The following is a 14,076-nucleotide window of genomic DNA, read 5'->3' as shown; positions in this document are numbered from 1 at the left end:
TTTCATGACGCAGGAATTGCATCAAATGCAATACAATCTATTCTGACGAAACAAATAAGGTTTATTGTTTCTCCAAAATAGGTATTTCCGTGAAAAAGTGATATATTTCTCATATAACATCATTTTTATGAATCACTTTCATCATTTTCACGTACTCTCAAGAAACATTACATAAGGAGAACCGGTTATGAACAATATCAATCAGGAAGTTGGCAAGAAAATACGAAACTTTCGGAAGTGGCGGGGACTGACCATTCAACAGCTTGCGGATCAGATCTTCAAGAGCAAAGGCACCCTCTCCAAATATGAGAGCGGAGATATTACACTTGATCTGGTCACGTTACATCATATTGCGAACGCGCTCAACATTCAGGTGGAACAACTCTTGTACCAAGAACCAAGGCATGCATCTCCCCTGATGAATGCGGTCCCGTCCAGCTTTTTCAAGAACTCCACCCGTTTCTATTCTTACTTCTATGATGGGCGGAACAACAGTCTCATTCGTTGTGTCATTGACATGATGGCTCAGTCGGATGCCAACCGTTATCGCACCGTGATGTATATGAATGTGAAGGATTTTGAGAACTACCAGGAGTGCGAGAATATGTATTGGGGCCACACCGAGCATTATGATACACTCACCACGCTGATTTTGAAAAATCAGGCCACGCCGCTGGAGAACCTATATATTAATATTCTGGCGTCTTTTCAGGAATCAGAGAAAAAATGGGGACTGATGGCTGGTGTCTCCTTCAGACCTTTCATGCCTATTGCGCTCAAAATGTTATTCTCCAGAACCCCGCTGCCCGAGAATCAGGAGTTATATAATGAATTAAAAATCTCAAAGGAAGATCTGCGGACCCTGAAAATATACAACATGCTTGCTGTCACTTGAACAATGCAGCGTGTCACACATTCTCATATCATATGGGATGGAGACAGTCCCTCCCCACTAGAAAAGGCACTTCTATAAGCTGTTGAACCAGCTCATAAAAGTGCCTTTCGCGTTTGACGCATATTCGATCGGGGAATAAGCCGAGACTAACGCTTAATTTTTAATTAAATCCAGCGTCTCGTCAAACATTTGCTTCTGTTCCTCAATCTTGTTCTCATTACCGATCACGCAGCGCTGTTGCTGTTCAAGTATGGCCGATAAAAGCTCAGCAAAACCGATAATGTCGCTTTCCTTTGTGCTTAACACTTCGTCACGTTCCTGTTGCAGATCCGCTTCAGTCACATTCGACAGATAACACTCCAGCGAGAATGCTCCTTCGCCATAAGGCGTTCTCGGCGTATCGAGATCCTGAATCGCACCAATGATATAACGTGTCATCTCCCGCTCGTCTGCCCGGAAATCGGTCAAATATTGCGGTATCTCTTCATATACTTTGTACGTTTTATCCAGGTTCGGATCACGATACGATGCAACGTAGCTATCTCCGTTCCGTCTGAAGCCTGACATGCAGCCATAAGCTCCGCCTTTGGCCCGGATATTCGTCCACAAGTAATCCAGAGACAGGATTCCCTGCAAGACCCGTAGTGAACCGGTGTATTGATATCCTTTGTCGATATAATTGCCCGTTTGCACCACGTACTGTACCTCGGAAGGAGAACGGAATCCTTCCTTATAAATAGCCGGTGTGAATGTAAATTCTTCCTTGGCAACTTCATGTGTGAACAGCTTCGCTTTCAGATCGGATACCTGTTGCTCCAGTCCTTCATATCCCTGCTCATCGGCAGTGTAACTAACAAGCAAGTTCTCTGGTCTGAAAATATACCCCGTCAACTCTTGCAGACTGGAAGATAACTCTTCTTTTCTCGCCTCAAAGTTCGCCTGAAGATCCTCAAGCCACTGGTAAAAGGCAATGCCACTTACAGCTTCCCTGAAATCGGCAACTGCTGAATGTTTGGACGATGACCGGCCAATTCCCGCAGAGTGTCCGCTATTGATCAGATTACGTTGCAGATTACCTTTCATTTGGGAGATGATCTCATATAACCGCTTCGAATTATCAAATTGGGACGTGAACACGATTTCTTTGATCATATCAAAGGCAAATCCAAGCTTGTCATACAACACTTTTGCGTTGAACTCATAGGTAGCCTTGAATTCATTGTGTTTATGCGCGTTAGCATAAGATCCTATCCCGCTATGGATACCACCCGAATGGATATGGATTTCATTGGACAGTTCATTGAACGAGTAGTTTTGAGTATCCACGTAACCCAGCACATTCTTCAGCAATCCTGCATACGGCAGGAGATGACGAGGCACTTCTTTGATATCAAACAACAGTCTCAGATAACCAATTCCGTTGGTGTAAAGGTTATGATGGAGAATGGTTGTGCCGTCGACCTGTTTCACCGTTTGATGCAACGTAGAGGCCTTCTGTTCAATATCTTCAATCGATAACGTCGGAATGACCTGCTGCTGCTCTTTGGTTGAAGGTGTATTCTGATACTCGGCAAGTGCTTCTGTTTTCTGAATCAACGTCTGAACTTCTTCCTCACTAAGACCAGCCTGAATAGTTTTCAGACGTTCTTTCAACGCTTCTTCTTTGCGTGAATTCAACCCTTTGTCCGGTGTCAGGGCTACAAAGGAAGTATGTGTGTTCTGCAAAATATATTTCTCAATCAGTTGCTCGAAGTAACCTTCGTTCATTTTTGTCCGCAGTTCAGCAAATACGTCATTGGCCTCCAAATGGGTGAAAGGTGCTTCTTCATCGTACAACCAGCTTTGCAGGGAGGAGAATCCGTAGATCAGGCCTTTCGGCATTCTGCCGTAGTCCGCTTCCCTGTGATTGAACTCATACGAGTTAATTCCAGCAAGCAGCGCTTTAGGATCAAAACCTTCTTTTACCACACGCTCAAGCACTTCTTTGACCGTTCCCAGGAAATCCTCTTTGCTCGCCAGATTGCTCTTCTTCAGTCCCACAGTGAATACAGGTTGATACAGGCTGTCATCATACGAACCGTAGACATCCTTCGCAATGCCTTTATCCAGCAAAGCCTGTTTCAATACCGCTCCCGGAGCGTTCAAGAGGGCGTATAACAAAATTTGGAACGAAATGTTCAGTTCCTTGTCCAGACTTGTGCCGATCACCGCATTGTAGGTCAAGAAGCTGTTATCCACTTCCGATTCCGTACTTCCGGCAGAGTAAGACTTTACCGTATCCACTCGTGCTGGGAATGTTGGTTGCAGCTTGATTTCCGAATCAATCTCGATACGATCATAGTTGCTCAGGTAATTTTCATCCAGCCATTGCAGCTTCTCTTCCATATCCATATCCCCGTAGAGATAGATGTAACTGTTGGAAGGATGGTAGTATCTCGTGTGGAAATCCAGCAGCCCCTGATACGTTAGATCCAGAATAGCTTCCGGGAATCCGCCAGACTCAGAGGAGTATGTGGTATCCGGGAAAAGGGAGTTCAACACTTCTCTGCGCACCATTCGTTCCGGTGAAGAAAAGGCACCCTTCATCTCGTTATATACAACTCCGTTGTAGGTTAACTCATCGTCGGCAGAGGCCAGATTGTAATTCCAGCCTTCCTGCAAAAATATCTTCTCATTCTCATAAATATTTGTATTCAATACCGCATCCAGATATATATCCATCAGGTTATGGAAGTCATGATCATTACGACTCGCGATCGGATAGATCGTCTTATCCGGATACGTCATGGCGTTAAGGAATGTATTTAATGAACCTTTCAGCAACTCAACAAAAGAATCCTTGGCCGGAAATTTCTTGGACCCACAGAGCACGGAGTGTTCGAGAATATGGGCTACCCCTGTATCATCTTCCGGAGGTGTGCGGAAACCGATACTGAATACTTTGTTGTCGTCCTGATTGGACAAAAGTACAATTTTCGCCCCGGATTTCTGGTGCTCCAACAGATACGCATCCGATTTCAATTCTTCGATTCTGCGCTCTTGTAACACCTTGTATGGCTTAAGCTGTTTCAACATAAACTTGAGTCCTCCGTCCATAAGATTGTTTTATTGGTTTTGTGACTCTACATAAGTTCAAATATGTTTATTTACACGGGCACTCCGATGACAGAACAACAGCTGTCCTCTCCGTTATCGTGTAAATGTGTAGTTGAACCTATATCGTTCAGCAAGGTAAAGGTAATATATGCCTACGGATAGTATACACCATTGTTCCGTCTCTTCATAAAAGTCAGATAAATGTACCTTCTGATATGTATTATGCAGGGTTTATGTTTATGAGCTGCATGGTGATGTGGTCTGCAATGAAGTGACAATCATATTAAAGAACACAAAAAAAGATCGCATTCAGCTTGGTTAACAAGCGTCATGCGATCTTTCTTTTTAAGATGCCGAGGACCGGGATCGAACCGGTACGGTAGTCACCTACCGCAGGATTTTAAGTCCTGTGCGTCTGCCAATTCCGCCACCCCGGCAGGATTATGTATTTCTTGGCGACAAGAAATATCTTACCATGAACTAATTAACTTTGCAACACTTTTTTATAAAATAATCTAACTATATAAGTTTAACTAATGATTTACACGATAACGGAGAGGACAGAAAAAACTGAAAAAGCGAAGCGTTCGCCTTTATCACCGGATTTTCCCTTGAGAAGAGGAATCGAAAAAATCTGGGGATAACAGCGATTAGAAGGTTATTCTGTCATCGGAGTGTCAGTGTAAATAATCTTTAGTTCAACTTATATAAATGAAACAGGCACTGCAAGCCTCAGCTCACAGTGCCTAGAAAGTCCGAGTTGCGGTCCCGGACTTCCGGTAAACCAATCTATATTAAGGGAGGTGTGAGATAAGAATACCTCCCCAACATTAAAGAAACCTAAAATCAGCCTTAAATTAAACTAAAAAAGTAAAATAGGTCGAACACGAGCCGATTCTTCCTCACTGCACTCCACGATAACCAAGATATGGTCCTTTAACAGCCAATCTTCGTAATACCGCGCATCCTCCTCCGAGATTCCCGCTTCAGTCAGTGTAAGCACCAAATCATCGGTCTCACTCCCAATCTCATTACCAGCGAGCCTACGCACTGCATTTCCAATCGACATCGTCTGATCCATTCGCTTCCCCAGACCAGCCAATATGCCTTTCAGAGCGCCAAAGGCACCATCTGTTCCGGCACCCTTCAAAGGTTTGGGCAGCCCCGTCTTTTCGCTCACCAGCTCCAGATTAAGCTGCTCCTTCGCCACCGCCCCCAAATATTTATCCTTGATTCCTTCCTCTTTCACCTGATTCAGCATCAATATAGCCTCGTTTTCGGTACGGGCCAGCCCAATAATCAATTGTGTCATTCCGTTCCCCTCCTTTTACCCTAATATAACCCCGTAATCCCCATTCAAAAACGGATCGTCCACAGCTAAGACAAATCACCTAGAAGAATGTTGATTTCTCTTCTGGAAATCTACACCTAGTTCTGATAGACTAGATAAAGAAGACAAATTAACCATTGAAAACATTGACATATGGATTTAACATCTCATAATCAGGAGCAATGACTTATGAAAAAAGAGGTAGAAATTGCCATCCGGCGCAAACAACAGATCATGGTTCGTAATACAAGCGGTCAGACGGTAACCGGTTTTCCCGAGCGTACCGCTGATACATCCATTCTCTCCTTACGTACGGTTCACGGAAGTCTGTGGATACCGTTTGATGAGGTTGAACATGTTACACGTCTGTTAAGCATCCGGTCCCATCATTTAAGCGGAATGCAACTCGTTTAGTCGGCTCTGTAATCCTAGAAACTCCAGTTCCCGTATAGATGCGTTAACTAGATCTATTTATGCCAGCACTTTATACCAAAAAACCAGACGCATGCACGTCTGGTTTTTCTCTTCTACTTTTCCTGCACCACGCTGCCACTGACCTCACAACAAAGGCCTTAAAATCCTTGTTTCTGCCCAACCATATCCTGTTGTTACTTCACTACAAACTTCACTCGTGTTCCATCCGGATATGTACTTAACTGATTCCCTACCCATGAACCTGCACCACGATTATCCTTAGGGGTAATGTACTGGATATCTGCACCTGTTCCTCCCTCAGCACACATCGCCATGGGCCACTCGTCACGATCCTTACCTTTTTTGACCGGAACACCCTTAAGTGATAAATCCCGATTGCCTTCGGCTCCATTACGATCAATGGTGCATACATCCGAATGCCCTGCCTTGATAGCAGCTTTAATATGTTTGGCTGTTTCGGGATAACGCTCTGAAGGGAACGTGATGGTATGGTCTACACTCTTATTAGTCCCACCGAATGGATTAGGTATCTCCTCAGGCCATTCTCCCCCAGCCCAGGCGTAGAGGGCTACCAGCAGCATCGCTACCAGCGTCAGAACCTGCTTTTTAAAGCCTTGCTTGCCTTTGCGTTTTCTTCTTGTGCGTCTCTTACTCATGCTGTGTCTCCCCCATTCAACACTTGCATTATAACAGAACGCCCGTTCGTAAAACAATCCAATAAAATAAAAAAAACAGCCGAGACCGCCCGGCTGTCCTGCTTGATTGATTATCCTACATTGGGAATGGCCTCGTGGCGCAGCAAGGGCAGTGTCACCTCAAACTGTGTACCTTTCCCCTCTGTACTTTCCACCGAAATCTGACCATTCATCAGTTCCAGCAGTTCTTTGCAGATGGTCAGACCAAGACCGCTTCCGCCAAATCGGCGCGCATGGGAGATGTCGGTCTGGGTAAATGCATCAAACAATTGTTCGATCTGATGCTGAGGAATGCCAATTCCCGTATCACGCACAGAGAATACCAATACAACGGTATCCATCAGTTGTTGACTAACATCCACCTGTAACTGCACTTCACCTTGTTCCGTGAACTTAATTGCATTACTCAGCAAATTATCCAGTACCTGCCGAAGTCTTAGCGGATCACCGATAAGCACATCAGGAACATTCAGATCAGCATGACAGAGCAAACGAATTTGTTTATTCCGTGCCGCAGGTTCATGTGTCTTCACAATCTGTTGGATCAGCTTCAACGGCTGAAATTCAATGTTTTCAACATCCATTTTGCCTCTGCCCAGTTTCGCCATATCCAGGCTGTTGTTAATGATGTTCAGCAGCGCCTCACCTGATTGACGTGCTAGCTCCAGATATTCTTTCTGCTCATCCGTAGTTTCACCCATACTGGCAAGTTCGATCATGCCCATAATGCCGTTAAGCGGGGTACGAAGCTCGTGATTCAGCTTGCCGATGAATTCCAATTGCCCTCTGCTGTTCATCTCAGCCATGGAAGTTGCAAACTTCAACTGCTGTTCAGCATACTTCCGTTCTGAAATATCGTATTGAATGCCTACAAAATATAAACACTCTCCGGATTCATTAAAGATCGGATCGATATTCAGTTCGTTCCAGAACTTCTGACCACTTTTTGTATAATTTAAAATATCAATCTTAATGGATTGTTGTTTCTTTATTGCATCACGAATCTGCATTACCGTTTCGGGGTCTGTATCCTGCCCTTGCAAAAATCGGCAATTGTGTCCGACAGACTCTTCATACGTGTATCCTGTCAGTTGGGTAAAGTGTTCGTTTACATACATGAGCGGAAGCTCAGGCAAAGTAGCATCGACCACTGTCACGGAGGATTTCACTTTCGAGATGATAAATTCCCATTGTAATGAGAGTTGATTATGTTGGCTCATGCCTTCCTCCTTCATCTCACACACATTAATGTTTATATATTCTGCAATCGTACATTATAAGGAGAGAAAACTAACCAGTCGGAATGTGTTGATATTAAATCAATATATTTTAATTGTAACACAGTTATTCAAGTCATGTGGTTCTTGGGTAATAGTTGATAACTAACATTACACAATAACCTAACTACTCATCAGGAGGAACATACATGAAATTTCTGTTAATTATCATCATTATCATTTTGATTGTAGTCTTTTTTACCAGACGCAAACGTTAAAATAAGATCCGTTATGTAAGTGAGAAAGGAAGATGGGTATGAGAACCCTCTTTTTTATATTCATGGTACTCTGTATCATCAATCTCTGTTTCCCAAAATTCGGCTGGTATCTGCGCTATGGCTGGATTTCCCGGGGCGAAGCCGAACCCAGCAGGCCTTATATGACTATGGTCAGAACAACCAGCCTGCTGATGTTGCTTATCGCCTTCACACTTGCTATGGCATGAACTATAGGCATTAGAAGATGACTGCCCTGTTGGGCAGTTTTTTTGTGATGAAATGACGGGAAAATGATAACTTTGTTTGTGGTGCAATGATGACAATGCCCGTAATATAGATATATCGTTTCGGAAAGGACATCATTGGCATGAACATCGCATTTTATCCGTACTGGGCCGCCAAAACGCTGCTCTCGCTTATTAATGTCATATATATCATGGTCATTACTACATTTATATACGGTCTCACTGGATCGGTACTCTCTGCTGCAATGTTTCCACTTATTCAGATCATTGCACGCATAATAGCCAGTCTCACTTTGCCATTACTTGTGAACCGTTTCCCATTCTCCAGACTATTGATCAGCATTTCCATAGCCAAAACATTAATCATGACCTGTATAGCCATTTCGTTGAATCACTTGATTTCACAACTGCCGCTTCTATTGCTCGGAGTGATTGTACTATCCTTCTTGGACGGATGGGAAACTCCGTTACTGAAGACTTTAACGCCACGATTGGTTCAAGGCGAAGACCTTATAAAAGCAAATAGCCTACTATCTTTCTCCAATCAGACTGTAACCATTGTCGGTTACGCCATGACGGGATTCGCCGTGATGAACTGGGGGGCGTCACAGACCTTCTGGGCAGCTACAAGCCTGTCCTGGGCCGTTCTGATCTTCATGATTGCCATGGGCTCGCTCACACGGAATGTAGAACAACCTCAGAAATCTGCTGTATCGCGGAATGTATTGAGGGAAGGTTGGAGTATACTTTGGAAGAATCCATCCTTACGGCTGATTACGCTTATGGACATTGCTCAGGCACTTGCGGGTTCCATCTGGATCGGAGCTGTTACGCTGGCCTTTGCAAAAGATGCTCTGGGACGAGGAGAAGGTTGGTGGGGACTCATGAACTCGAGTTACGCTGTTGGAACCATGCTTGGAGGTATTCTGGCTCTTGCACTAGCCAAACGTATTCAGAAGCATCTAATCGCTAGTATGACCATGGGTTCTCTTCTCTTCAGCCTTCTGACCGTCGTTTATGGTCTAAACAACCTGCCATGGCTCGCTCTGGTGTTATGCATACTCATGGGTCCAGTTAATCAGATTCGTGATGTGGCTCAGCAGACAGCGCTTCAGAACAGTGTACCTGTCGAATCCCTAACCAAGGTATACGCCACCCATGGCGTCCTGATATCCACGGTTATGAGTGTATCCATAGTTATCTTTGGTCTAGTCGCCGATCAACTGGGCGTTCGGTGGGTATACCTTATCGGTGGAGCCTTGTTTATTGTATCTGCGATATGCTCATTATCGTTGAGCAGAGTTCACAGAAACCATCCCATTGCTAAACATACGAAAAATATGTAAATCAAAAGAGACGAGCAACATTCTGCTCGTCTCTCACAATCTCAATCCAATCGATAATCTGTAAGCGGCCTGCCTTTTTTATAATACAAAGTAGGTGACAATATATTGAAGAAAATGTGCACATCCGGCATATATGCTTCTTCCAAAATAGCTTGCACCGACGATGCAATCCGATTATGAATCTCCTGGTCACGTTGAAACATCAGAATCTCTATAGAAGCCGGAGAAGGTGTTAGCGCTTGTACATCATGACGCTCTGCCTTCATTCTCTCCCTTGGAATATGAGTAATTAGGGCCATCTGCTCTGTAATTTGGGGTACAACTTCCTCTAGCTGAGGACCTGTGAATCCTTTAAAGCGAATAAACGGCATTGCTATCCCTTCAATCTCTGTTAATAGTCTCTTATGTGATTTTAAGCACATTGTTTTCAGTTGTCAAATGTCATGGATGGCATATGTTGCTTCTTATAAACAGGAAAAGCCCCGCTGAAGTCTCAGCGGAGCCCACTGTTTGCACGTTTCTATACGTGACTTACAGCCAGAAAGATTTTGTGATGATCACGAGCAGGATAAAAAGCACAAGAATTGCACTTGTAGAAGTCCATCCGCCACCAGCATTACAACAACCGTATCCAACTTGACTCATTTGATTGGCCTCCTTTGAATTTCAAGGTATGCCATAACATATGCGTATTCCGTGCAAGTGACCGGGCGAATCGGCAAGTTCAACAGCCCATTCATCCGGGATTCATACCCGTTGATTTAACCGGATGGGGCTATGGAAATTTTCAGTTGTTTTTCTTGTGACTCCTGAGGTAAAGGGTCTGTATTTCCTCTGTCCAGAAGGATTGTACGAGTACGTGTATCACTTCGGGATGCCAGAACAACCTCTCCATCAGGTGTTATGCAATACGCGATTGGAATGGATATCTCGCTATCACGGTACGAACCATCCGCATGGCTTGTCCCCATGACAATACATTGATGCTTCAAGGCGACCTGCCGAACCTCTTCGACCCACTCACTGTACTGCTCTTCACTGAACATGCCCACACCAATGGAATGCATCAAAATGTCCACATTTCCTATATTCTCGTTGCAAAATCCTTGCAGGACCAGCTCATCACACAACAATGTGCTTATTAACCAACCCTGTTCCTCAACCGTCTCAGCAGGTGTATATTTAGCTTTTTCCAATACAATCTCTCCAGCCTTACTGATGATAATCGATCGGTCCTTTGGACGTTCGTCCAACCTGCGATGACCTGATACAATCATGGTTCCATATTCAGCCGCCAGGCGGCAAGCGTCTTCGACATTCTGGTTCAGATAACCTTCAGGAAAGAGCAATATATCTGCATCCAAGTGTTGCTTGAGTTCGGCTTCAAGCTGCAGCAGGTGCTGTTCCAACCTCGGTTGTCCAATGATAATCTTCATCTGGTATCCCCCATTCATAAATAAAAGCCGGTTCATACCTGAATAAGGTACGAAACCGGCTTAAAGGTTGTACGGACAGAACAGAACTCCTGCTCACCGTACTTCGCTTCAAGAGTAATTGATTCTCATGTTATTGCTCGGTGAAACAATTACCTTTACAGTTGAATGATATGTAGTTAGGCATTTCTACGTTCAATACTATCATAGATGGCCTGCCCATCATAGCTTCGATCTGTAGCGATATCCTTAGCCAATAGTATCGAATCAGCAGTCGCTGCTGGATTCGCACCCAACGCTCCCAGCACCGCCACAAATGGATAAAACATTATGGTCAGAATCTTCTCCATAACATCAGCTCCTTTTTCGTTTAACATAATTTAATGTACCTTCAATCCTTAAGCAACGAAATAATCTCATCTACAACAAGTGCAGGATTTTCTAAATGTACGTAATGGCCAGAACCTTCGACGGTAATATGATTAGTTTTATCGGATAGAGTAGCCAGGTCTTCTTGCAATTCTGCCCACTTCACTTCCATCTCAGGACCCATTCCGTGTTCCGTCGCTGAAATCACCGTTAATGGAGTATGGCGCAATGCATCATTTTTACGTATTTTACCAACAAATGAAAAGCTTTTTGTCACTTCCGTATAGTCGCCCTCTGCTGAAAACTGCGACTTGTATAAATCTATAATCTCTGGTGGTAATGTTGCCAAAATTGCCTCTTCCTGATTTTCATGAGAAGAATCTATCAGAACTGCGCCAGCCACTTCAGAAGTATAGCGATCAGCAAATGCTCTGACATTCAAACCTCCAATACTATGTCCAACCAGTAAATATGGACCAGGTATATTAGCTTTTCTTAGCAATTTATGCAATTCTTTCACTTGTTGTTTCGTCGTTTTATCTTTATTTGTATCTCCGCTAAGCCCAAGTCCAGCACGATCATAAGATACTGTCAAAGTATGCTTGGCTATCTCAGATTGAACTTCCGACCAGATCGTTGAACTATCTCCATATCCACTAATAAAAACTACCGTGGGAAAAGAATGTTTTATTCCTTGTATTTCAGCATATAACGATACACCGTTACTAACTTCATACAAACCACTCGAACCGACTTGGCTTGGTTTTCCTTCTACTAATTCTGAAGGAATCAGAAACACGAGACAAAACGCCAAAATTAAAACTAATTTACTCTTCATTAAATATCCTCCTTAAAATATTGAAGTAGATTATATGAAAAGTATATCTATAATGGGTCATTATGTAAATTGAAGAATTATATTCTTTAATTTGTATCTGGGCTCATTTCAGTCCAATACGAAAAAACAGCACACCCCCGTTTTCATACGGAGCCGTACTGTTTGTTTTTTCCTATAAAAATATCACTCGAAACTCCTCAGTAAATCTTCTGCTTCTTCATGATCAGGTTCCAGAGCCAATACTTTATGCGTATATGACAGGGTTTCTTCTTCCAGTTCAAGTTCGTAACAGCACACAGCCAAATCGTATAAGACGGCTGGATTATGGTTACTCGGATCTGCAACCAATGATATCTCCAGAAACCGTTTTGCATCCTCATACATATACATCTCATATAACAGCTGCCCTGCCAGAAATGCGAGACCTCCTTGCTGCTCCATCACGTAGTAGGACGACCACATCGTATGAATACCAGACTGAATATCAAGCATTTCCTCATCACTTGCATCAGGAAGAAGACTAGAAATGTGAGTAGCACTGTGAATCAAGAACTCCGCATCATATCCACCCAGACGCCAAAACGGCAAAATATGCTTTAACTCCATACTCTCTATTCGAGAGTCTACCCATTGTTTCATGCTGAAAAAGTCATCCGGTCCAAAACGTTCAACAAATCGATGGTAAGCCAGACGTGTGTTCACATAACTAATGGGTTCTTCAACCATCAACATGCACCCAACATTCAGATCTTTATAATGATGTGTTGTGAATCGAGTATGAGCGCCCTGTTGTTCAAGAACATATTGAATCGCATGGTAGTTAGCCGTTAGGGAAAAACTCCCGTGCAGAACAAATTCAGGTGGCTCTGCGAACTTCCAGTTATCCAGGCGATGATCCCCTTTATCAGCGGTAATCAACACATAACCTGACTGTGACAGCTTGTTCAACCGTTCAAGACAGGACAACCCGATTGCAGGGAACAGAATGTGCGAATCCTCCAGTTCCTCTTTGTACAATGTGATAAGCTCCTGATACGGATAGTTATCCGCACTGTATTCCGGCGCTCGGCGATACTCATAACTCAGTGTCATGTTCTTCAGCATCTCTGCGGGCTCAAGATCAAGACGACGATCCGGAGACTGAACCAGCAGATCACACTCATAGATCTCGCCATCCCCAATGTAGATTAATTCCTGTGGAATACTGTCAAAAAAGTAATTAGCAATCAACAACAACGGTTGTTCCAGATCACCGGGCCGAATAACCGTGCATGAGACGACCAGATTCAATTCCGTATCCGCTACAGCGTCAAAACGTGCAAAATCCACTATACCTTGTTGAATAAAGGATTGCATGGATGGATGCTCCTGCCAACCCAGCACATTCTCCGCTACGAGATCCGTCATCACATATCTGAAAGGCGGTAACTGTATTCCAGCAAATTCTTTTAACTCAAGCAGTTTCAGGAGAATTTGGTGTGCCAAACGCCCTACACCCGCTCCAAGTTCAAGAATGGTTACGGTCTCGCTGATCTTTCCTTTGTTCGAAAGGTCCTGAAGAAAGCCAAAGATCATCTCTGCATACGCCGTGGCAATCATCGGATTACTGGTAATATATTGAGGGACTTGGTTCTCTGTCCAAGCTTGTAGTCCCTTCTGTTCATAATAAGCTCTCTGCCAATCCCATACCGGAGCTTCACTGTAACGAAAACGTTGACTTTCATTTGACGTCATTAAACGGAAACCTGCTTTCTATCACTAATTTCATACGTTTCTCAGATGTTCACGTATTATTTGATGTCCAATACCATTCAATCTCTGTAATGCATTATATCATAGAACCCTACCTACTCGATGAAGTTCAGTTTTCCCCTTCAACAGGAAAAAAACCTGCTTTTT

At 43.6% G+C, this 14,076-nt stretch carries 14 protein-coding genes and 1 tRNA gene; 4 read left to right on the top strand and 11 right to left on the bottom strand.

All coding sequences use genetic code 11. The features are described from left to right. Positions 1–187 precede the first annotated feature (187 nt). Entirely contained in the window at positions 188–895 is a 708-nt protein-coding gene (locus MHB71_RS03665; RefSeq protein ID WP_017687366.1) for a helix-turn-helix transcriptional regulator, read from the top strand. Positions 896–1,048: 153 nt separating this feature from the next. Here MHB71_RS03665 and MHB71_RS03660 read toward each other — a convergent pair whose 3' ends face one another. The 3 genes from MHB71_RS03660 to MHB71_RS03650 all read right to left on the bottom strand — a co-directional run bounded on the left by MHB71_RS03660 (position 1,049) and on the right by MHB71_RS03650 (position 5,303). Further along, on the bottom strand, positions 1,049–3,970 hold the full coding sequence (locus MHB71_RS03660; RefSeq protein WP_340028858.1) for an insulinase family protein: 2,922 nt from the start codon (positions 3,968–3,970) through the stop codon (positions 1,049–1,051). Positions 3,971–4,342: 372 nt separating this feature from the next. After that, positions 4,343–4,428 (bottom strand) — tRNA-Leu (locus MHB71_RS03655). Between the two features lie 425 nt (positions 4,429–4,853). Continuing rightward, a complete protein-coding gene (locus MHB71_RS03650) occupies positions 4,854–5,303 on the bottom strand; it encodes a hypothetical protein (RefSeq protein ID WP_340028857.1) in 450 nt (149 codons plus the stop codon). 207 nt (positions 5,304–5,510) lie between these two features. On the opposite strand from MHB71_RS03650, the gene MHB71_RS03645 reads away from it, so the two are divergent. Further along, entirely contained in the window at positions 5,511–5,735 is a 225-nt protein-coding gene (locus MHB71_RS03645; protein ID WP_017687353.1) for a hypothetical protein, read from the top strand. A 194-nt stretch (positions 5,736–5,929) separates the two neighbouring features. Here the strand turns inward: MHB71_RS03645 and MHB71_RS03640 are convergent, their stop codons facing one another. After that, the gene (locus MHB71_RS03640; RefSeq protein WP_253501889.1) at positions 5,930–6,412 is read right to left on the bottom strand and encodes a NucA/NucB deoxyribonuclease domain-containing protein; all 483 of its coding nucleotides are present in this window, start codon (positions 6,410–6,412) and stop codon (positions 5,930–5,932) included. 110 nt (positions 6,413–6,522) lie between these two features. After that, positions 6,523–7,671 carry an ATP-binding protein gene (locus MHB71_RS03635; protein ID WP_340028856.1) on the bottom strand — a complete coding sequence of 383 codons (1,149 nt, stop codon included), beginning with the start codon at positions 7,669–7,671 and terminating at the stop codon, positions 6,523–6,525. A gap of 307 nt (positions 7,672–7,978) precedes the next feature. Here MHB71_RS03635 and MHB71_RS03630 point away from each other — a divergent pair, with 307 nt between their 5' ends. Further along, positions 7,979–8,173 (top strand): DUF6199 family natural product biosynthesis protein, encoded by a 195-nt coding sequence (locus tag MHB71_RS03630; RefSeq protein ID WP_036614780.1) that lies wholly within the window; start codon positions 7,979–7,981, stop codon positions 8,171–8,173. A gap of 140 nt (positions 8,174–8,313) precedes the next feature. Then, on the top strand, positions 8,314–9,537 hold the full coding sequence (locus MHB71_RS03625; protein ID WP_340028855.1) for an MFS transporter: 1,224 nt from the start codon (positions 8,314–8,316) through the stop codon (positions 9,535–9,537). A gap of 41 nt (positions 9,538–9,578) precedes the next feature. Here MHB71_RS03625 and MHB71_RS03620 read toward each other — a convergent pair whose 3' ends face one another. From MHB71_RS03620 to MHB71_RS03595, 6 genes are all read right to left on the bottom strand, one after another. Next, a complete protein-coding gene (locus MHB71_RS03620; protein WP_017687348.1) occupies positions 9,579–9,908 on the bottom strand; it encodes a DUF1904 family protein in 330 nt (109 codons plus the stop codon). A gap of 160 nt (positions 9,909–10,068) precedes the next feature. Then, positions 10,069–10,182 carry a YjcZ family sporulation protein gene (locus MHB71_RS03615; RefSeq protein WP_082219140.1) on the bottom strand — a complete coding sequence of 38 codons (114 nt, stop codon included), beginning with the start codon at positions 10,180–10,182 and terminating at the stop codon, positions 10,069–10,071. A 116-nt stretch (positions 10,183–10,298) separates the two neighbouring features. Next, positions 10,299–10,973 (bottom strand): hypothetical protein, encoded by a 675-nt coding sequence (locus MHB71_RS03610; protein WP_340028854.1) that lies wholly within the window; start codon positions 10,971–10,973, stop codon positions 10,299–10,301. Positions 10,974–11,149: 176 nt separating this feature from the next. Then, positions 11,150–11,320, bottom strand: coding sequence for a hypothetical protein (locus MHB71_RS03605; RefSeq protein WP_340028853.1), 171 nt, complete (start codon positions 11,318–11,320; stop codon positions 11,150–11,152). 41 nt (positions 11,321–11,361) lie between these two features. Further along, positions 11,362–12,177, bottom strand: coding sequence for an alpha/beta hydrolase (locus MHB71_RS03600; RefSeq protein ID WP_340028852.1), 816 nt, complete (start codon positions 12,175–12,177; stop codon positions 11,362–11,364). Between the two features lie 183 nt (positions 12,178–12,360). Beyond that, positions 12,361–13,911 (bottom strand): tetratricopeptide repeat protein, encoded by a 1,551-nt coding sequence (locus MHB71_RS03595; protein WP_340028851.1) that lies wholly within the window; start codon positions 13,909–13,911, stop codon positions 12,361–12,363. Positions 13,912–14,076: the final 165 nt, after the last annotated feature.

The sequence above is a fragment of the Paenibacillus sp. FSL H7-0940 genome (genome assembly GCF_037979415.1).
In the GTDB taxonomy this organism is placed as follows: domain Bacteria; phylum Bacillota; class Bacilli; order Paenibacillales; family Paenibacillaceae; genus Paenibacillus; species Paenibacillus amylolyticus.
Note: the sequence above shows the minus strand (reverse complement) of the source record. Positions and strands in the feature narration are given on the sequence as shown.